The sequence below is a fragment of the Novosphingobium sp. TK71 genome, assembly GCF_055361505.1.
In genome coordinates this window covers 1,104,937-1,123,500 of sequence record NZ_CM143962.1, presented here as the reverse complement: position 1 = coordinate 1,123,500, position 18,564 = coordinate 1,104,937, and the positions used below count along the sequence as shown (strand labels likewise).

At 60.7% G+C, this 18,564-nt stretch carries 17 protein-coding genes, 1 tRNA gene and 1 pseudogene; 11 read left to right on the top strand and 8 right to left on the bottom strand.

Annotated elements, in window-relative coordinates:
* Positions 1 to 126: 126 nt before the first annotated feature.
* The 4 genes from ACXJ16_RS05065 to ACXJ16_RS05050 all read right to left on the bottom strand — a co-directional run bounded on the left by ACXJ16_RS05065 (position 127) and on the right by ACXJ16_RS05050 (position 5,793).
* Positions 127 to 1,125 (bottom strand): rod shape-determining protein, encoded by a 999-nt coding sequence (locus ACXJ16_RS05065; protein WP_185997400.1) that lies wholly within the window; start codon positions 1,123 to 1,125, stop codon positions 127 to 129.
* A 369-nt stretch (positions 1,126 to 1,494) separates the two neighbouring features.
* A complete protein-coding gene (locus ACXJ16_RS05060; RefSeq protein ID WP_463921517.1) occupies positions 1,495 to 4,527 on the bottom strand; it encodes a glycoside hydrolase family 9 protein in 3,033 nt (1,010 codons plus the stop codon).
* A gap of 2 nt (positions 4,528 to 4,529) precedes the next feature.
* Entirely contained in the window at positions 4,530 to 5,429 is a 900-nt protein-coding gene (locus ACXJ16_RS05055) for a 3-keto-disaccharide hydrolase (protein ID WP_463921516.1), read from the bottom strand.
* A 55-nt stretch (positions 5,430 to 5,484) separates the two neighbouring features.
* Positions 5,485 to 5,793: a Dabb family protein gene (locus ACXJ16_RS05050; protein WP_185997398.1), complete on the bottom strand. Its 309-nt coding sequence runs from the start codon at positions 5,791 to 5,793 to the stop codon at positions 5,485 to 5,487.
* A 347-nt stretch (positions 5,794 to 6,140) separates the two neighbouring features.
* Here ACXJ16_RS05050 and ACXJ16_RS05045 point away from each other — a divergent pair, with 347 nt between their 5' ends.
* Positions 6,141 to 6,827 carry a TetR/AcrR family transcriptional regulator gene (locus ACXJ16_RS05045; protein WP_082370425.1) on the top strand — a complete coding sequence of 229 codons (687 nt, stop codon included), beginning with the start codon at positions 6,141 to 6,143 and terminating at the stop codon, positions 6,825 to 6,827.
* Positions 6,828 to 6,918: 91 nt separating this feature from the next.
* Here the strand turns inward: ACXJ16_RS05045 and ACXJ16_RS05040 are convergent.
* Positions 6,919 to 7,245 (bottom strand): annotated as a pseudogene (locus tag ACXJ16_RS05040) (IS3 family transposase); the annotation flags it as partial.
* A 20-nt stretch (positions 7,246 to 7,265) separates the two neighbouring features.
* Positions 7,266 to 7,355: transfer RNA gene (locus tag ACXJ16_RS05035), tRNA-Ser, on the bottom strand.
* A 166-nt stretch (positions 7,356 to 7,521) separates the two neighbouring features.
* Between ACXJ16_RS05035 and ACXJ16_RS05030 the strand changes: the two genes are divergently transcribed.
* The 10 genes from ACXJ16_RS05030 to mazG all read left to right on the top strand — a co-directional run bounded on the left by ACXJ16_RS05030 (position 7,522) and on the right by mazG (position 16,533).
* Positions 7,522 to 8,574, top strand: coding sequence for a lytic murein transglycosylase (locus ACXJ16_RS05030; RefSeq protein WP_054437753.1), 1,053 nt, complete (start codon positions 7,522 to 7,524; stop codon positions 8,572 to 8,574).
* Positions 8,558 to 9,520 carry a septal ring lytic transglycosylase RlpA family protein gene (locus ACXJ16_RS05025; protein WP_463921515.1) on the top strand — a complete coding sequence of 321 codons (963 nt, stop codon included), beginning with the start codon at positions 8,558 to 8,560 and terminating at the stop codon, positions 9,518 to 9,520. The genes ACXJ16_RS05030 and ACXJ16_RS05025 overlap by 17 nt, the downstream gene beginning before the upstream one ends.
* Before the next feature lie 61 nt (positions 9,521 to 9,581).
* A complete protein-coding gene (locus ACXJ16_RS05020; RefSeq protein WP_054437757.1) occupies positions 9,582 to 10,745 on the top strand; it encodes a D-alanyl-D-alanine carboxypeptidase family protein in 1,164 nt (387 codons plus the stop codon).
* Positions 10,742 to 11,380: a dTMP kinase gene (gene tmk, locus ACXJ16_RS05015; protein WP_185997396.1), complete on the top strand. Its 639-nt coding sequence runs from the start codon at positions 10,742 to 10,744 to the stop codon at positions 11,378 to 11,380. Before ACXJ16_RS05020 ends, tmk begins: the two co-directional genes overlap by 4 nt.
* Entirely contained in the window at positions 11,377 to 12,351 is a 975-nt protein-coding gene (locus ACXJ16_RS05010) for a DNA polymerase III delta subunit-related protein (RefSeq protein ID WP_463921513.1), read from the top strand. Before tmk ends, ACXJ16_RS05010 begins: the two co-directional genes overlap by 4 nt.
* Before the next feature lie 31 nt (positions 12,352 to 12,382).
* Positions 12,383 to 13,942, top strand: coding sequence for a methionine--tRNA ligase (metG, locus tag ACXJ16_RS05005; RefSeq protein WP_463921511.1), 1,560 nt, complete (start codon positions 12,383 to 12,385; stop codon positions 13,940 to 13,942).
* Positions 13,942 to 14,718, top strand: coding sequence for a TatD family hydrolase (locus ACXJ16_RS05000; RefSeq protein ID WP_463921759.1), 777 nt, complete (start codon positions 13,942 to 13,944; stop codon positions 14,716 to 14,718). The genes metG and ACXJ16_RS05000 overlap by 1 nt, the downstream gene beginning before the upstream one ends.
* The gene (locus tag ACXJ16_RS04995) at positions 14,715 to 15,494 is read left to right on the top strand and encodes an MBL fold metallo-hydrolase (RefSeq protein ID WP_324695268.1); all 780 of its coding nucleotides are present in this window, start codon (positions 14,715 to 14,717) and stop codon (positions 15,492 to 15,494) included. Before ACXJ16_RS05000 ends, ACXJ16_RS04995 begins: the two co-directional genes overlap by 4 nt.
* Positions 15,495 to 15,505: 11 nt before the next feature.
* Positions 15,506 to 15,676 carry a hypothetical protein gene (locus ACXJ16_RS04990; protein ID WP_324695270.1) on the top strand — a complete coding sequence of 57 codons (171 nt, stop codon included), beginning with the start codon at positions 15,506 to 15,508 and terminating at the stop codon, positions 15,674 to 15,676.
* Between the two features lie 68 nt (positions 15,677 to 15,744).
* Complete coding sequence (gene mazG / locus ACXJ16_RS04985; RefSeq protein WP_324695272.1) at positions 15,745 to 16,533, top strand: nucleoside triphosphate pyrophosphohydrolase; 789 nt, start codon at positions 15,745 to 15,747, stop codon at positions 16,531 to 16,533.
* Here mazG and hflX read toward each other — a convergent pair.
* Both hflX and hfq read right to left on the bottom strand, forming a co-directional pair.
* Positions 16,510 to 17,850 carry a GTPase HflX gene (hflX, locus tag ACXJ16_RS04980; protein ID WP_185997390.1) on the bottom strand — a complete coding sequence of 447 codons (1,341 nt, stop codon included), beginning with the start codon at positions 17,848 to 17,850 and terminating at the stop codon, positions 16,510 to 16,512. The two genes, mazG and hflX, sit on opposite strands and share 24 nt — an antisense overlap.
* Before the next feature lie 22 nt (positions 17,851 to 17,872).
* Positions 17,873 to 18,466 carry an RNA chaperone Hfq gene (gene hfq, locus ACXJ16_RS04975; protein WP_132469776.1) on the bottom strand — a complete coding sequence of 198 codons (594 nt, stop codon included), beginning with the start codon at positions 18,464 to 18,466 and terminating at the stop codon, positions 17,873 to 17,875.
* Between the last annotated feature and the right edge of the window lie 98 nt (positions 18,467 to 18,564).

The window sequence follows — 18,564 nt, the reverse complement described above, 5'->3', positions numbered from 1 at the left end:
TCTCCTGTTTTCCGGGAGAAGGTAGCGCCAGGAAAATTCCATGATTAGATGGCTAAATGCGCATGTAGTAGTAAGCGCTGCTAATCAATGGCTTGCCTTCCGTACCGTGGCCTCTCTCTTCGAGGCTCAATGCAACAGCATCGCCTGCAGTCCTCGCACCACGCATCCGCACGCATCGGCTGCCGTCCGCACCGAAAGGCCGGTTTCCTTTGACATGAGCGAGCCGAGCAAGGGCGAAAGCGCGCCTCCGCCGGTCAGCACGATGCCGTCCGCCAGAATGTCATGGCTGAGTTCCGGCGGAGTTTCGCTGAGCAGTTGACGTACGGCTTCGATAATCACGCGGAAATGCTTCTCCGCGACAAGATCGAGTTCTGCGCAGGAGAGCGACAGGATAGCCGGCATCTGAGTGCGAAGGCTGCGTCCCTTGACCTCGATCGGTACGGAACGATCGCCGTTTTGCGCGTGGTTGCTGTACTCCTCCATCACGCGTTCCGCGGTGAGATCGCCGACGAGCAACTTGTGCCGCAGGTGCAGATCGTCGGCGATGGCACGGGCCAGCGATGCCCCGCCGACACGTACCGATCGCGTCCCGCAGATGCCGCCAAGCGATATTATCGCCACTTCGCTGGTACCGGCGCCGCATTCGACGATCATGGTTCCGGAGGGACGCTCGATGGGCAATTCGGCACCGATCGCGGCGGCCAGCGGTTCGGGGACAAGCCGGACCGAGGCCAGGCCAGCGTCGCTTGCCGCGGTAAGAAGCGCTGCCCGCTCCGCCTGAGTGGCATCCGAAGGCACCCCGATCAGGACGCGCGTCCGGCCCAGCCGTGTGCGTCCCATCGCGCTGCGCAGCGCATAGCTGAGCATGTGCGTGGCCGCATCGATGTCCTGCAGGACTCCGCGACGAAGCGGACGCTTGATCCGCATGTGGCTTGGCGTGCGATCCACCATCGCCCGCGCGCTTTGTCCGGCTGCAAGAAGTCGCTCGGCACCCGAAGGACCAGTGAAGCAGCAAAGCGACGGTTCATCGAATAAAATGCCATCGGAGCGATGAACCACGCGAACATTCGCAGTGCCGAAATCAATCGCGATTTCCGGCTTTTTCAAGGAAAAAATTGAAGCCATGGCTGCCCTCTAGCAGCCCGCTGGATCGTTGTCTTCAACAACTCTCCGGACGTTTTCGGGCGTTTCTCATTGGACGGACCAGCTTTCTATGGGCCTGCTACCCGATGCACGGACGCCTTCGTCCCATCGGCTTCAGCCGTTACGGGGGCCTCTTCAACGGCAACCGCCGCGCGGTAAAGTATCAGCCCATTCGTTGATCGGCATTCTCTCTGCAGCTGCGATCGTCCTGGTTCTTTTCAGCCTTTTCGTGCTGCCGGCTTTTGCCAGATAAGGCAGGCCAGCCCCGCCAACGTTGCGCATCGATCTTGCGCAACGTTGGCGTAACAAGTAATTGGATCCAGAAACAGGAATTGGTATACTATTCCATGTTTACTTACCGCTGATCGTCAGCATATTGTGGGGTTCATTCGCCGTACCAAACGCGACGATCCACGGTTTTGACGGATCAGTGATTTCAAGTGAAATCGGATAGGTTTTTGCCGTTTGTGTTGCGATGACCTGCTTGGGACCGCTCACTGCAGCGTTCCACGTCCGGACCGTCAGTTCATGTGTACCCGCACCGGAAACTGTCAGATCGATTTGGTGCCGTCCGCCCTCAGTTAGGCGCGAAGTTGCCGAAAGGATTGCAGTGCGCAGTGGATCCAGCGACAGAACCACAGAAGAGGCGTCGGCGACGGCAAGTTGCCTTTCGATGGAGCCATATCGGACATCGTAACGACCGGCATCGAGTTGCAGATCAAACTTGCCCGGACGCACCCGAGTCGTCTTCTTTGTTCGCGAGTTCCGGAACTCGGCTCCCTGTGGTGCTGTTCCCTTCAGCCGAGCGCCAATTCCCACGCGGGAAAAATTCATGGCCATGCGACAGCTCGAGTAAACCCACATCTCCTTGTACGGGAACACCGCATTGTTACCCCAGGCGGGGGCGTCTTCCTCATAGGAATTGAACCCGAGCGACATGCCACCAACGAAGTTTGGCAGTGCCACTGTGAAATTCTGCCAAAACGCGTTGCCTACGCCGTACAGAAGCGAGCGGGAAAATGGGTTTGCGCCGAGGACCCACTGAACCTGACGCGCTGCCAAGTCGGAGAGGTCGGCTCGTTGGAGCGTCGCGGCCGCTGCACCGAGACCGATGGTCTTGCTCATATGAACCGTACTCGATCCCTTACGAACGTGATCGTACCAGAGCGGGAAGATGCGCAAGGTATGATTGGGTCCGAGCGAGGTTCCAGCATCGTACTGCTGTTGCATTTGGCGGCGGATCACGTCCGGCATGGGCGGTGTGGGGAACACAGCGCTGGGCTTTTGCGCTAGCATCATGCCCGTCCGATCAAGAGGTTGCGGAGCGTCTAGGTCAGACTTGCGCCAGACCGCCGCTGGAATGATGTTGAATGGACCCGATGCCTCTGAGCCGGTCACACAGAAATGATCGGCGTAGATTGCCAACCCCGCGTACCAGTCCATCCAGTCAGGGTGATCGGGCAGCGCATCACACAGCGCCGAGAACGCGAGAAGACCGCAATCCTCGAAGCTGTTGTGGTATTCGTGGACTATGCGTGTCCTTCCAGCGTCTTCGTAAAAATAGCCGGTTATGCCAATGCCGTCGATAAAGGTGCGTTCCTGGATGGCCACGAGCCATTTGGCAAAGCGAGCCGCTTCGGTTGCATATTGCCGCTCGCCCGTTGCGCGGTACATTTCGACGGCAGCCAGCGTCGCATAGCCGATAAAGTCCCGCCAACTCGGCTGGTTGATCTCGAGCGGAGGAGCATCCTTCGGAGGTTGGATTGCCGCCGCAACGAGAGCGAAGTCCTCGCGCGCAGCCTTGAGCACATTCGATGCAAGCTTGGCATCCCGCGTCCGCAAAGTTCGCACAGAGCGTGCACCAGCAAGAACACCGAGGATGTTCTGGAAATCATCCCGGCCAACTGAACTGCGCTCGTCGTCCTGAATGACATCGTCTGCGGTGCCGACCTTGCTGTCGGTCCAGTAGGACACATGGTTGTAGAGCGCGCGCTGAGCCGGAGCGAAGCGGGTACGAACCGACCAGTCCAAGCCCCAGAGAGCTTCTTCCAATGCGCGCTCGGCCAGCGCCGACTTCCCGCGCAGTTTCAACGCATCGTGCAAATCAAGCAGCGCGTAGATCGAGAGGTGGGTTCGATAGGGGCTCTGGGTCAGGTTTGCGGCATCATGCCATCCGCCTTCGACGCTGCGCTTTTCTCCTTTGTAGAGCGCAAAGACGTCCCGATGGCACGCATCCTGGACACCTGGCACAGGGAAGCCGCACCTCAACCCGTAAAAGGCGTTGAGCGTGGCTTCGATCACTGGCTCCCAGGCGTCGTCGGAAATCAGGAAGGGATCGCTGTTGGTCGAGCCATGCCGCAGCCGATAACGCCCAGGCTTACTGAATGAGGTGAAGTCCAGCTTACGATAGGAGCCGCGCGAGTTAATGACCGGGGCGGCGTCCAAGGTCGCCACTACCTGGTTGCTATCAGCTTCAACAATCTGAAACGAGTGGGAGCCCTCGTGTGCGATGGCGATCTTTGGTCCGGCAGGTTGATAGCCGACGTGGCTGAAGGCGATGGTTCCAGGGGCAATGGCCCAGCCCTTAGGCTGCTCAGCATCGATCCTCTCGACTGCCAGCTCATCAAAATCATAAGTGATACGCGTGTCTGCTCCGCCGATGCTGACACCGGAAAGCGTTTGGAAAATCATAAACTCGGAAACGCGATCGCGGTGCTGCTCGGGAATTTCCCACACCAAATGATTCCACTCACCCGGTTTCAGGTCGCCAATATAGTGCACTGCAACCGGATCGAGTGGGCCTGCTGGGGCGCCTTCACAGGTGAACTGCAGCGATATCACATTGACCGGATTAGTAGTCGGGTGGACGTAAGCCCACATGGAAATGCGATTGAACGCGCTCCAGTCCTGTGGCTCCTTGAAGGTGCGTCGTGCGAAAGCTGCGAATGGCTGCCCTTCAAAGAGCACACCCTCACCATGGAACGTGCCGTTGGGACGGCGCGCCGCCCGAATGTAGTCCTCGTTACGTAGCAACGTGCTGAACCGAAGCGAACGGCTACCGGATCGCGCCCGTTCGCTGGTGTAGCTTAGCGAGACCGCCGCAGATGCTACCCAGCCATTGTCAGACTCCATGTCATCGATCAGCCTGCGCTCATGGACAGGCTTGGCGCGACCTTTCTCGTCCAGAAGCTTTGACAGGTCCGCCTTGAGCAAAGGACGGATCGGCCAGCGCCCTTGCCACATCGCTGGAGTGGAAGTTCCACGGCCTATGCCCGCGGCGGCCAGTTGGCCCGGCATCAAACTAATGACGGCCAGCGTCGAAGTAGATTTGAGAAGTCCTCTGCGGGTTACATCGAACCGAGGCGCGGCTTGCGTTACCTTCATGTTCAATTCCTAACAACAATCTGCGGAACGGTCGTGATCGGTTCGATCCGAATGTCGCGGAAATAGATTTCGGTGCCTTCGGACTGGAGCTGGATCATTCCGCTGGTGAGCGGCCGCGCTTTACCGTCGTCTCCGATGGCCTTGAGATTGGACAATGCCATCACCGGTTCGCCGTTGATGACGTGGACAGAGTTCTCGCCGGCGACATATAGATCGAGCCGGTTCCACTGCCCGAGTGGATGCTCGGCATCGGTTGCCTGCCGGACCTGGGTCGGCATACGGATGGTGGCAAGCCTGCCCCCGGCTAGGAAACGATAGTCGGGTCCGCCCATCGACCCTTTTTCAGAACCTTCACCGATTGTCACATCCATGCGGACACCTAGCCCGACCGGCATGACCATGCCTGTCCTGGGTGGGGAAATCTCGAACTCAACCGAGCTAGCCAAAGCACCCAGTATGGCGCCCTCCTTGCCAAAGCTATGATACAACACGCCGCTGTTCGGCGGTGTCTCGGGCGACCATTGCCTGCCGAATTTATAAGACAGGCTGAGATGGTACTTCGAGTAGGCTCGCCGCGTATTGAGTGCCCCCCATGTACGACCGGAGACATAGATCGCGGGAGCCCCGTCTACCCGGACAACACGGAATATGTCGCCGATACCGGTCCTTCCCAGCGGTTGCTCCGGGGCACCGGGAAAGATCATGCCGCCCCCTGGCTTGCCAAGCCACGGCGTGAATGCGCTGAGATCGCGGCCGTTAAAGAGCGATTCCGCTTTTCCGCTCGGTCGCGGAACTTCGGCCAGCGCCAGCTTTTGGATTTTGAATGGCGGAGTGCCTGGAATAATCTGAATCGGTGGAAGATCAGCGGCCGGCGGGGGAGCAGCCAGGATGGTCTGGGTCACTCCTGCCGCGGCAACGCTTAGTCCGGCCATCGCGACCGCCAATCTGGTGCTCATCTCAAGGTGTTCCTTCGAACTTGCTGGGATTGAGGTCGAGTTCCACAGCCTCGATCAGCGGCAACAGCCATTCGAGAAGCGCTACGTGGAGAGGATGGTCTGCATACGCTGCGCAAGCCGCTGCGTTCGCAAACTTCATATATCCGCCAAAACCGTAGCCCCCGTGGTTGACTGCAACGTTCGGTCCAACTGCAACTTCGAGCAGCCCGGGAATCTCGCCGCGGAAACCTTCGATTGCGTGGGTCGCACGCGAGCAGTCATCGGCTGTCGCATCAGGCTTCCAGCGAAACAAAAAGATGTGAATGTACATCGGCTTCCCTCGGTTTCGGAGCGGCGGAACTGATCGGTAATTTGACCTTGTCGGTGCACGCTCGGGTAATCGACAAAGCATTCGTACCATTCGCGAATGGGCCGGCGGGCTTCCGACCCAAGCGCCAGTCTTTTCTTGTGGGTCGTCACCTGCGGGGGCTGTAGGTAGCCGCGCCGACGATAGCTTGCGGCCCGATCAGCCGAGACACGCAGTCCTCGCGATGCCCCATAAAATCTCTCCCAAACAGCAAGGATTTGTTCGGTGATGTGACGAATCACGACCCGTTGATCTCTCGTTGACAGGGTCTGCATATTGACATTTGTACGGCCGTACAAATCATAATTCGAGTGGTGGCATTGATGGCAGGGGCGCCAGCAGCCATGGGAGGACTGATGGCAAATCCCGAACTTTCGACCCGGCAGCGGATCCTCCAAGCTGCAGAACCCCTGTTCGCAAAACTGGGATTTGCGGGCGTATCAATGCGAGCAATTGCTGGAGCCGCAGGTGTTCACCTGGGACAACTGCCGTATCACTTCGGTACGAAAGAGACGCTCTACCGTGAAATTTGGGAGAATTGGATCAGCCAAGTGGATGCAGGCACTTTACTCTTGGAGAAGCAGCCTGCTTCTGATGCGCCGCAAAAGGAGCAACTTCGGGCCGTAGTGCGGGCTTTTTTTGATGGCCCCGCCCGGATGCTTAGTGATCCGCGCGGCAGGCACTTCGTCGCGATCATGGTCAAGGAGGCACATGACCCTGCCAGTGCCTCTCGCGGTTTGCTGGAAGAATTCATCTATCCAAACGGCAACAGATTCCGCCTCGAGCTTGCTCGACTTTTCCCTGAGATGGATGCGACGTCACAAGACGCCGGCTTTGAAATGATCCTGGCAGCGCTGCGGATAGTGATCGAGCGAGATCGGCCGACTGCGGACGGACAATTGCACCCCGACGAAGCAGCCCACTTAGTCGGGCTTTTGACTCATTTCATTGTCGACGGGTGGATGGCATTGGCTGAGATTTCGCAGAGAAGCGTCTAAAGTTCACCACTCAAAACGCAGAACGGTACGAGGAAAAACACCTGCAACAGGTCAGCGCGGCCTTGTGGAGGGCTGAGTAGCCCCTAGTTTTCTAGACGCCTTCCGCTTTCAAAATCTGCAGCCGCTCGAACTGTGCGGGTGACAGCATCCCGTTCCTGACCTGCTTGCGGAGCGGATTGTAGAACATCTCGATGTAATCGAACACGTCCTGCCGGGCTTCGTCGCGCGTTTTGTAGGTTCGGCGCCGGATGCGTTCTCGCTTGAGCGACGAGAAGAAGCTCTCTGCCACCGCATTGTCATGGTAGTTGCCGCGCCGGCTCATCGAATGCTCAAGATTGTGAGCCCGGATGAAGGCCGCCCAGTCCATGCTGGTGAACTGCGAGCCTTGATCCGAGTGGATCAATACCCGTTGTTTTGGGATGTCTTGGGAAGGACCGTTGGCGGACAGGGTGGGATTCGAACCCACGGTGAGCTTGCACCCACGGCGGTTTTCAAGACCGCTGCCTTAAACCACTCGGCCACCTGTCCGCACGGATTGAGCGCATAGAGAAAACAGCGCGGCTTGCAAGGGGTATGCTTGTTGTCCCACAACGATTGCGGATTGGGACGGATGGCAGTTGGCTTGCGATGACTGTCCACGGCCATGACGCTCAAGGCATTTGCAACTCAGCCGCATTGTGCGAGATTTGCCGGGATGACTGTTTCTTCGAAGCTTCGTTCCCTGCGTCTCCCTTTCCTTGCAGCCGCCCTTGCCGCCATGCCGATGGCCTCGGTTCTCGAGGCGCAGCCAGTGGTTCAGAGCGTGGGAGGGCAGAGCTTCGACAGCTATTTGCAAGCGGTGGGCGCGCGGGCGCGCCGGGAGGGCGTTTCCGAGGCGACCATTTCGCGGGTGCTCACCGGGCTCACGCCGAACCAGCGAGTGGTCGAACTGGATTCGGCGCAGCCAAGCCGCGCGACAACGCCTCCGCCGGTTGCTCCCTATATTGCCCAGCACGTCGGGCCGAGCATCATTGCTCGTGGACGTGCGCGTTATGCAGACCTTTCCGGCATCGTTCCCTCGATAGAGCGTAGATATGGCGTTCCTGCGCCCATACTGTTCGCGATCTGGGGGCATGAGACGAACTACGGCAGCTATGTCGGCGATTTCGACCTGGCGCGCTCACTCGCGACACTGGCCTGGGAAGGGCGCCGTCGGGCGCTGTTCGAGGGCGAGCTTGTGGCGCTGCTCAAGATGGTGGATCAGGGCGTTCCCACTTACCGTCTCAAGGGAAGCTGGGCAGGGGCCTTCGGCTACCCCCAGTTCCTGCCGAGCGTGTACCTGCGGCTGGCTGTCGATGGTGACGGCAATGGAACCCGCGATATCTTCACCAGCCCGGCAGACACTATCGCGTCGATCGCAAATTATTTTCGCGATGCAGGATGGCGTGCGGGGCAGCCATGGGGCGTTCGCGTATCGGTGCCTTCCGGGCTCAATGTCGATAGTTACGCCAGCAAGCTTGCAGCGCCTAGCTGCGACCGTGTCCACGCCCGTCATTCCCAGTGGAAGACCGTTTCGGAATGGCGGGCTCTCGGCGTGACACCGCAGCGCGCGATTGCCGACAACGTGCTGACATCGCTGTTCCAGCCTGACGGGCCGGGCACGCCGGCCTATCTGTTAACCGGGAATTATCGGGTCATCCTTCAGTACAACTGCTCGAACTACTACGCACTGTCCGTGGGGTTGCTTGCAGATGAGATTGCCCGTTAACCATGCGCTGCCACTTGCGGCGCTGATTCTATCGATTGCCGCTCCGGCGTTTGGCAAGGACCGTGGTCCCGTCCTGCCTGCAAGCGGGCCTGCCGGCGACTATCCGGTCGTCCTCGGCGATCCGTTCACCATTGGCGGGACGACGTGGACGCCGATTGACCAGCTCAACTACGATGCCGTGGGAATGGCTTCCGTGGGCCAAGGCAGCGGAGTGACCGCCGCTCACAAGACCTTGCCGTTGCCGGCTTATGTCGAAGTCACCGCACTGGGAACCGGTCGTACGATCCTGGTCCGGCTGGAGCGGCGGGGGCCCATGGTGAACGATGCACTCATCGAACTTTCGCCGGAAGCAGCGGCGCAGCTCGGCATCGCGGGCGGTGCCCATGCACCTGTTCGCGTGCGACGCGTCAATCCTCCCGAAGTGGAGCGGGCCATGCTGCGAAGCGGCGGCAAGGCGCCCGAGCGGATGGAAACGCCGGAAGGCTTGCTCAAGGTCTTGCGGCGCAAGCTCGAAAGCCAGTCGCCGTTGCTGCCGCTGCCGTCCACACCCCCCACGATGCCGAAGGGGCCGGCAATCCAACCCGCTGCCACGCCGGAAATTCATTCGCAAAAGGCGAATCCCGGCCCCGTCGCGGTAGCGGTGCCGCCGAAGGTTGAGAAAAAATCTCCCGCCACGCCGCAACCCCAGGAAACAGTAGCGCATTTTCCTGCCAAACCTGCGCCATCGGTTGTAAAATATGGCTCGCAAGTTGTTCAGATTGGAGCATTTTCTGTTGAAGAAAATGCTCGCAAGGCAGCGCGTCCTCTTGGTGCAAGCGTGAGCAGGGCGGGCAAGTTCTGGCGTGTGCAGATGGGGCCCTTCGCAAACAGTGCACAAGCCGCCGCAGCGCTGGAGAAGGCCCGGGCGGCAGGGTATAGCGACGCACGAATCCAGCGCGCGAATTGATTTCGGGTCGTTTCGCGCAGGCCAACGCGTCCGTTCCGGATGCGCGGGGAGAAGTCGCGCCTTGAAGTCCTTCCTGAAGTTTGCCCTCCTGCTTGCGGTCCCCGCGAGCGTCATCGCAGCAAGTGCGGCAGGAGCAGCCATTCCCACTCCGCCGCCGGAACTCGCGCCGATACCGGTAAGCATCCTGGTAGACATCGGTTCAGGGCAGGTTCTTGTCCAGCGCCGCCCCGATGTGCCGTTCCTGCCTGCCTCCGTTACCAAGGTGATGACCGCTTTCGTCGCGTTCGAGGAAATCGATGCAGGCCGGCTCAGCCTTGATCGGCAAATGTCGGTTCGGCCTGAAACGGCGCGGGAATGGTTCGCAAAGGGTACGTCCATGTACCTGACGGAAAAGGATCATCCTACCGTTCGCGATCTGCTCCACGGCGTGATGACGGCATCGTCGAACGACGGCGCCGTGGTGCTGGCGCAGGGGTATGCGGGAAGCGTGCCGGCATGGACTGCGATGATGAACGATGCCGCGCGCCGGATCGGCATGACCGGCAGCCACTACAACACGCCGAATGGCTGGATGGATGACGGCCACACATACATCACCGCCAGCGACATGGTGAAGCTGGCGGACGCCATGATCACGCGCCATCCGCAACTTTACCATGAGTTTTCAGGTGTTAAGCACTACTTCTGGCGCGACGTTGCCATGCGCAGCCATGACCCGACGGTTGGCGTGGTTCCAGGCGCGGACGGGATCAAGACCGGCTACACGCGTGAAGCAGGCTACAACTTCCTCGGCACCGCCGAACGAGATGGTCGCCGTCTCGTCATGATGTTGGCCGCTTCGCCAAAACCCAAGGTGCGCGACGATGCCGCCAAGGCGCTGCTGGAGTGGGGCTTCTCGGCATGGGAAGCGCGCCATCTGTTCGATCAGGGGCAACCCGTGGCGCAAGCCAGCGTGCAGGGCGGTGCAGCCCGTGAGGTGCCGCTGGTCGCCAATCGCGAAGTCCACGCCACCCTGCCTCGAGGCGGGCACGAGAAAGTCTCGCTTGCGGTGCATTACAAGGGGCCGTTGGTGGCGCCGATCCGCAAGGGCGACCAGGTCGGCGAACTGGAAATCAAGGTTGAAGGTCTGGCGCCGGGGCATATCCCCTTGTTCGCCGGAAAGGATGTTGGCGTGGCCGGTCCTCTGGACAGGCTGATGAACGGGATTATCAGCTTCTTCTCATGAGCCGGGGAAAATTCATCGCGCTGGAAGGCGGGGAGGGGGCGGGGAAATCGACCCAGTCGCGCCTGCTCGCCGAGGCATTGCGTGCACGAGGACTGGACGTCGTGACCACTCGCGAGCCCGGGGGAACCGGAGGAGCGGAAGCGATCCGCGAGCTTTTGCTCCATGGCGATGGTGATGGCTGGGGAGCCCGCGCCGAGGCGCTGCTGTTCGCCGCTGCGCGTTCGGATCACGTCGAGAAGCTGATCCGGCCCGCTCTCGATCGTGGGGCCTGGGTCGTCTGCGATCGTTTTCTCGATTCAAGCCGAGCCTATCAGGGCGGCGGCGGCGGTCTCTCGGATGGTGACATTCGCACGCTTCATGCCATCGGCAGTGAAGGAATGCTCCCGGATCTGACCGTGCTGATCGAAGTGTCTCCCGCCGTCGCGGCCAAGCGGCTCGCCTTGCGCGACGTTGACGGAACCGATCGGATCGGCGGCCGCGAGGCGACCTACCACGCCCGGGTGGCGCAGGCATTCGCGCGGTTCGCGGAAGGGGAACCAGCACGTTTCGCACGGATCGACGGGGACGGGACACCCGAGGAAACGCGGGACCGCGTACTCGCCGCACTGACCGGCCTGATGGGCGAAGGCACATGAGCGAGGAACTCCCGTTCGTCGGCCAGCACGCCGCGTGGCAAGAATGGCTGGCCGCGATCGATTCCGGGCGCATGCACCATGGTTGGCTGCTGGCTGGCGGCAAGGGCCTGGGCAAGCGCGGTTTCGCGCGGGTGGCCGCGGCCGAACTGGTACGATTGCCCGGCGCGCCGAGGCCCGACCCGGACACCCATCCGGACATTCACATCCTCGAGCATCTTCCCGCCAACGACGACGAGGCGAAGAAGAAGGCCGAGGGCAAGCCTTACCAGACCAAGCGCAATATCTCGGTCGACCAGGTGCGCGAAATGATCCGCCGCCTTGCGACGAAGCCAACGCTGGGCGATCGCCGCGCCATCATCATCGATCCGGCCGACGATATGGAGAAGAGCGCGGTCAACGCACTGCTGAAAGCGCTTGAGGAGCCCCCTACGGGAACCTACTTCCTGCTGCTGGCCCATCAGCCGGGGCGCCTGCTGCCGACTATCCGCTCGCGCTGCCGGGTCTTGCGCTTCGCCGCTTTGAACGAGCAGGAACTCGATGAAGTCCTTCGCCGGGATGCTCCTCATTCCGATGCAGAGACGCGGCGTGCCGCAGTGGCGGCATCGCATGGGTCGCCGGGCATCGCCATCAGTTTCGTCGAACATGATCTTGGCCCCATTAACCGCCTGATGATGCAGATCCTGCGAGAAGGTGATGCAGATTATCATCTGCGCGGCAGCCTTGCCGAAGAGATGGGTGCTCGCCCGGCACGGGATCGCCAACTGGCCACGCTGGAACTGGCGCGAACGGCGCTCGCCAACGAACTGGCCGGCGCATCGCCCGCGCGCCAGATGCGGCTGATCGAGGCACATGGCACCCTGACACGCCTGTCTACGCAGGCGCCGACCTACAATTTCGACGCGGGCCTCCTGATAATGGAAATTGGCGGGTTGCTGGCTTCGGCCGCTATGCCTAGAGAGACGGCTCGCTAAGACACTCCTGGAAAAGAAAGCGCGACGCCGCATGGGCGAGCCCTATTATATAACGACAGCGATCAGCTACCCCAACGGCAAGCCGCATATCGGCCATGCCTACGAGGCGATCGCCGCCGACGTCATTGCCCGTTTCAAGAAGGCCGAAGGCTTCGATGTCCGGTTCCAGACCGGTACGGACGAGCATGGCCTCAAGATGGCGCAAAAGGCACGCGATCTGGACACGACACCTGCGGATCTGGCAACGGAAATGTCAGGACATTTCCGTGAGATGTGTGATGTCTTGAATGTCGGTTATGATGTTTTCATCCGCACGACGGAGCCACGCCATCACGCCGCGACACAGGAACTGTGGCGCCGGATGGAGGCCAACGGCGACCTCTATCTCGATCGTTACGAGGGGTGGTACTCCGTCCGTGACGAAGCCTATTACGACGAAGGCGAACTGGTCGCAGGCGAAGGTGGGGAAAAGCTTTCCCCGCAGGGAACGCCGGTAGAGTGGACGGTCGAGGAATCGTGGTTCTTCCGCCTGTCTAAATATCAGGACAAGCTGCTCGAACTCTACAATTCGGCCGACTTCATCCGTCCTGAGACGCGCAAGAACGAAATCCTGCGTTTCGTCGAGGGCGGCCTTCGCGACCTTTCGGTTTCCCGCACCAGTTTCGACTGGGGCATCAAGGTGCCCGGCAGCGAAAATCACGTGATGTACGTCTGGGTCGATGCGCTCACCAACTACATCACCGGCCTTGGCTTCCCCGAAGAAACGAGCGAATTCGCCAGGTTCTGGCCTGCCGACGTTCACCTCATCGGCAAGGATATCGTCCGTTTCCACACCGTCTACTGGCCGGCCTTCCTGATGAGCGCCGGGCTGGAACTTCCCAAGCAGGTGTTCGGCCACGGCTTCCTGCTCAACCGGGGGCAGAAGGAATTGAAGTCACTCGGCAATGTTACCGACCCGATCGGTCTGGCCGAGACATATGGCGTCGACACGCTCCGCTATTTCTTCCTGCGCGAAGTGGCATTCGGTCAGGACGGATCGTGGTCCGCCGAAGCCATCGTGACGCGGGCCAATGCCGAACTCGCAAACAGTTTCGGCAATCTTGCTCAGCGCAGTCTTTCCATGATTTTCAAGAACATGGATGGAGAACTTAAGGGCGATCTTCCGAAGGCCGAAGCTGATCTGGCCCTGCTTTCGGCCGTTGCCGAAGGCATTGCCGGCCTGCGCAAGGCGTTCGACGAACTGTCGTTCAGCGAAGGCCTCGAGGCATGGATGCGCGCCGTCTTCGCCTGCAACCAGTATGTCGATGAACAGGCTCCGTGGACCCTGCGCAAGACCGATCCCGCGCGCATGGAAGCAGTGTTGATGATGCTGTTCCAGGTCGTTCGCGACCTCGCGATCGCGGTTCGTCCCGTGGTTCCCACTTCCATCGACAAGTTGCTGGACCAGATGGGCCAGCCTGCCGAAGCGCGCAGTTTCGCGGCTCTTGCCGACGATGGCTGGTTCGCGGCTCTCGCCGCCAGCGGTTTCAAGGTCGACAAGCCGGTCGGCGTTTTCCCGCGCCTTGAACTGCCGGAGGAAGCCGCCGCGTGATGCTCATCGATTCGCATTGCCACCTCGAATACGAAGGTCTCGTCGAGGACCAGACAGGTGTTCTCGACCGGGCCCGCGCGGCGGGCATTCGCGGATTTCTGAACATCTCGACGCGCCGCAGCGAATGGGAGAGGGTGGTCGCCACTGCTGCTCGTGAACCCGATGTATGGGCCTCGGTCGGTATTCATCCGCATGAGGCGGATCAGCATGCCGACCTTGGCGAGGCCGCGCTTCTCGAAGCGACCCGGCATCCCAAGGTCATCGGCATCGGCGAAACCGGTCTCGACTATTATTACGACAAGTCCGACCGTGAGGTGCAACAGGCCTTGTTCCGCACGCATATCACGGTGGCCCGCGAAACCGGGCTGCCGATGATCATTCACACGCGGGACGCCGAAGCGGACACGTTCCATATCCTTGAGGACGAGATGGGGAAGGGGGCGTTCCCGGCCCTGATCCACTGTTTCACCGCCAGCGCCGATTTCGGCCGCAAGGTGCTGGATCTGGGACTGACGATTTCGATTTCCGGCATTGTGACATTCAAGAATGCCAAGGACTTGCAGGAGGTTGTTGCCACCATTCCGGAGGATCGCCTGCTGGTCGAAACGGATTCGCCGTTCCTTGCGCCGGTGCCACATAGGGGCAGGCGCTGCGAGCCGGCATTCACGGCCGATACGGCGCGTTTCGTAGCCGATCTGCGCGGCGTTTCCGTGGAGGAACTCGGCGAAGCGACGACGCGCAACTTCTTTTCGCTGTTCACGAAGGCCGCAGCGTGAAGGTTACCATTCTCGGCAGCGGCACTTCGACCGGCGTTCCTCGTCTTGGCGGCGAATTCGGCGCCGACTGGGGCCTGTGCGATCCCGACGAACCCAGGAATCGACGGACCCGCGTTTCCATCCTTCTGGAAAGCGATGCCGGCGCCAGGATCCTGGTGGACACCTCCACGGATCTGCGCGCGCAGCTTCTTCAGAACGAAATCCACCGCATCGACGCCGTGTTCTGGACGCACGACCATGCGGACCACTGCCACGGAATCGATGATCTGCGCCCGCTTCGCTACGGCCGCGCAGGCCCGATCCCCGGCTTTGCGAACTCCGAGACCGTCAGGCGGCTGCGCCAGCGTTTCGGATATGTCTTCGCCGGGCAGTTCGGCTATCCGACACTGATTTCGCTGGATAATCTCGACACGCTGAGGCTCTGCGAAGGGTTTCGCGTGGATCATGCGCAAATGCCGCACGGTCCTGCGGAATCGACTGCGTTTCGGTTTGATTGTGACGGAAAATCAGTCTGTTACATGACAGACTTCAGTGAAATTACCCGCGACATGATCGACTTGTGCTACGGCGCCGATCTTCTCGTGGTCGACTGCCTGCGCCGCGAACCGCATCCAACGCACGCTCATCTTGGCATGGCGCTGGAACTCGCGGAAGTCTGCCGGGTCGGACAAGCGGTGTTGACCCATCTCGACAAGAGCATGGATTATGCGACACTGAGCGCTGAAATTCCCGAGAATGTTCGGGTTGCCTATGACGGAATGGTGATCGAGCCGTGAACCAGACAGGAATGATCGTCGGCATCATCTCGGTGATCGGGGCGCTCATTCTCGTTACGAGCAATTCCCGTTTTCGATCCTTGCCTCAGAGCAGGATGCTCAAGATGGCGTTGATCTGGGCCGTGATCATCATCGGGTTTGTCCTGCTGATCCAGGTGACGGGCTTCAGGATAAAGCCGTGACACCGCGCTCAGCGGCGCATGGTTTAACATAATCTCTATTATCAATCTTGCATATGCGCTCGGGGAAAATGACAGAAACTCGCCATCAGCAGCTTGACCGGCTCCTCTCGATCATGGCGCGGCTTCGCGATCCCGTGTCCGGTTGCGAATGGGATGTCGCGCAGAGTTTTGAAACCATCGCGCCCTATACCATCGAGGAAGCCTACGAGGTTGCCGATGCCATTGCTCGGCAGGATCTGGCCGATCTGCGTGATGAACTGGGCGATCTGCTGCTTCAGGTCGTTTTCCATGCCCGCATGGCCGAGGAAGACGGGCATTTTGCTTTCGGCGATGTGGCCGCCGCGATCTCCGACAAGCTCGAAGCCCGTCACCCGCATATCTTTGCCGACGAAGCCACGGGAGATGCCCAGACGGAGCGTTGGGAAAAGCTGAAGGCGAAAGAGCGCAAGGCCAAGGGTGAAACCAGCGCTGTCGATGGCGTGGCGATATCGCTTCCCGCGCTCATGCGTGCCGAAAAGTTGCAGAAGCGAGCTGCGCGGGTCGGCTTCGACTGGCCCGACCCAAGCGGCGCGGCCGACAAGGTGCATGAGGAAATGGCGGAACTGGCGGAAGCCTCACCGGCCGAGAAACTTGAAGAAGCCGGCGACCTGCTGTTCGCCGCTGTCAATCTGGTGCGGCTCAACGGCATCGCCCCGGAAGATGCCTTGCGCGCAGCCAACGCCAAGTTCGAGCGTCGGTTCCGGGCGATGGAAGCGTTCGCCCATCGGGACGGCTTCCTGTTCGACAAGCTCTCGCTCGACGAACAGGAAGCCTATTGGCAGGCGGTAAAGGCTTCAGAGCGCGCTGAAACGGCCTAGTTCACGCTCGGCAAGGCGGACCTGGAGGCGGAGCATCGGACCTTCAGGCCCCTCACCCGCGTCTTCTTCGGCCACTACTTCGCCCCGTGCATGTAGGAATGCGAGCCGCTGGCCATCGGCCGCCGGCAGCACGAAGCTGTAAAGCTTGGCGTCAGCCGTCAGCGTCCTGCCGACAGTTTCGAGCAGGAAATCGCAGCCCATGCCGGTAAGCGCGGACAGCGGAACGATGGTCTCGTCCGAACGCTGGGCCATGGCTTCGCGCAGTTCCTGGGCATGCGTGGCCTCAAGCAGGTCCCACTTGTTCCAGACTTCGATGATCGGGATCGCGGGCGCGGCCTCCTCACTCTCTTCGACCTGCCCTTCCCCGGTCGCCACGCCGAGATCGGCCAGAACTTCCAGCACCTGGCGCTTCTGCGATTCGGTATCCGGGTTGGCGATGTCGCGAACGTGGAGAATGATGTCGGCCGCGTTCACTTCTTCCAGCGTTGCGCGGAAGGCCGCGACGAGCTGGGTGGGAAGGTCGGAAATGAAGCCCACCGTGTCCGACAGGATCGCCTTCTCGACAGCCGGTAGACGGATCGCCCGCATTGTCGGGTCTAGCGTGGCGAACAGCAGGTCCTGCGCCATCACGCCCGCGCCGGTCAGGTAATTGAACAGCGTGGACTTGCCCGCATTGGTATAGCCCACCAGCGCAACGACCGGCCATGGTGCTTTTTCGCGGCGATCGCGGTGAAGGCCGCGGGTGCGGCGCACCTGCTCCAGCTCGCGCCGGATGCGGGCCATGCGATCGCGGATCATGCGGCGGTCGGCCTCGATCTGCGTTTCGCCCGGACCGCCCAGGAAGCCGAAGCCACCGCGCTGGCGTTCGAGGTGGGTCCAGCTGCGTACGAGACGGCCTGCCTGATAGTCCAGGTGAGCCAGTTCGACCTGGAGACGGCCTTCCGCCGTCGCCGCACGCTCGCCGAAGATTTCGAGGATCAGGCCGGTACGATCGATGACCTTGCGCTTGAACTTCTCTTCGAGATTGCGCTGCTGGATCGCCGAAAGCGAGCCATCGACGATGATGAGTTCCGCTTCGTGCAGTTCACAGGCAACTGCGATGTTCTGGATCTGCCCTTCGCCGAACAGCGTTCCGGCGCGCGGTTCCCGGATGGGTATGGCCATGGCATCCGCCACGATCAACCCGATCGCCAGAGCGAGGCCCTTGGCCTCTTCGAGACGCGCTTCGGGATCGAGATCCCCTCTGCCGCGCATCTGCGGATAAACGACGAGGGCACGCGCACCGCGCGTGACCTCGCCCTTGAGTTCTTCGTTCAAATCAGTTCAGCTTCCGCAAGTTTCAGTCGTCGGATTCTTCATGCGCCTGAAGATCGACCGGAGTCACGGGCTGAATCGTCGAAACCGCATGCTTGTAGGCAAGCTGGACGTAGCCTTCGCGCTCCAGCAGCATGCAGAACAGATCATAGGCAGCCACGCGGCCCTGCAGCATGACGCCGTTGATCAGGAACATGGTGACCTGCACGCCCGCGTTGCGGATGCTGGAAAGGAACACGTCCTGAAGGACGCGGGTCTTCTTTCCATTGTCGGCGCCGCTCGCGAACTGGCGCGCATCGACCGGGGTCGAGGGCATGATCGTCGAGATGGCGTGCTTGTAGACGAGCTGCGACTGGCCGTCGCGGCGAAGAAGGATGGAGAAGTTGTCGAACCAGGTGACGATGCCCTGAAGCTTCACGCCCTTCACGAGGAACATGGTCACGGGCGTCTTGTTCTTGCGCAGGAGGTTCAGGAACTGGTCCTGGAGGTTCTGCCCCTTCCCTGCCGAAGTGCCGGCGGTGACGGGAGGAGCCACCGAACCGGAAGGCGACGGTGCCGCTTCGGGTTCTTCCACTGCGGGAGTGGTTCGCGGGCGCGCGGTCAGCGTACGGCCGGCCATATCATTTTCTCCTTCTTTTTGGCGGCCGCTGTGCGGTCCGCGATCTGGTCACCGGAAAATCCCAATGCCGTTCTCGAATCGAAATCTATCGACTTGCT

Excerpts from the sequence above, each read along its gene's own strand:
- ACXJ16_RS05065 (WP_185997400.1), bottom strand. The coding sequence starts at position 1,125 with ATGGCTTCAATTTTTTCCTTGAAAAAGCCGGAAATCGCGATTGATTTC.
- ACXJ16_RS05060 (WP_463921517.1), bottom strand. The coding sequence starts at position 4,527 with ATGAAGGTAACGCAAGCCGCGCCTCGGTTCGATGTAACCCGCAGAGGA.
- ACXJ16_RS05050 (WP_185997398.1), bottom strand. The coding sequence starts at position 5,793 with ATGTACATTCACATCTTTTTGTTTCGCTGGAAGCCTGATGCGACAGCC.
- ACXJ16_RS05030 (WP_054437753.1), top strand. The coding sequence starts at position 7,522 with ATGACTGTTTCTTCGAAGCTTCGTTCCCTGCGTCTCCCTTTCCTTGCA.
- ACXJ16_RS05025 (WP_463921515.1), top strand. The coding sequence starts at position 8,558 with ATGAGATTGCCCGTTAACCATGCGCTGCCACTTGCGGCGCTGATTCTA.
- tmk (WP_185997396.1), top strand. The coding sequence starts at position 10,742 with ATGAGCCGGGGAAAATTCATCGCGCTGGAAGGCGGGGAGGGGGCGGGG.
- ACXJ16_RS05010 (WP_463921513.1), top strand. The coding sequence starts at position 11,377 with ATGAGCGAGGAACTCCCGTTCGTCGGCCAGCACGCCGCGTGGCAAGAA.
- metG (WP_463921511.1), top strand. The coding sequence starts at position 12,383 with ATGGGCGAGCCCTATTATATAACGACAGCGATCAGCTACCCCAACGGC.
- ACXJ16_RS05000 (WP_463921759.1), top strand. The coding sequence starts at position 13,942 with ATGCTCATCGATTCGCATTGCCACCTCGAATACGAAGGTCTCGTCGAG.
- ACXJ16_RS04990 (WP_324695270.1), top strand. The coding sequence starts at position 15,506 with ATGATCGTCGGCATCATCTCGGTGATCGGGGCGCTCATTCTCGTTACG.
- mazG (WP_324695272.1), top strand. The coding sequence starts at position 15,745 with ATGACAGAAACTCGCCATCAGCAGCTTGACCGGCTCCTCTCGATCATG.
- hfq (WP_132469776.1), bottom strand. The coding sequence starts at position 18,466 with ATGGCCGGCCGTACGCTGACCGCGCGCCCGCGAACCACTCCCGCAGTG.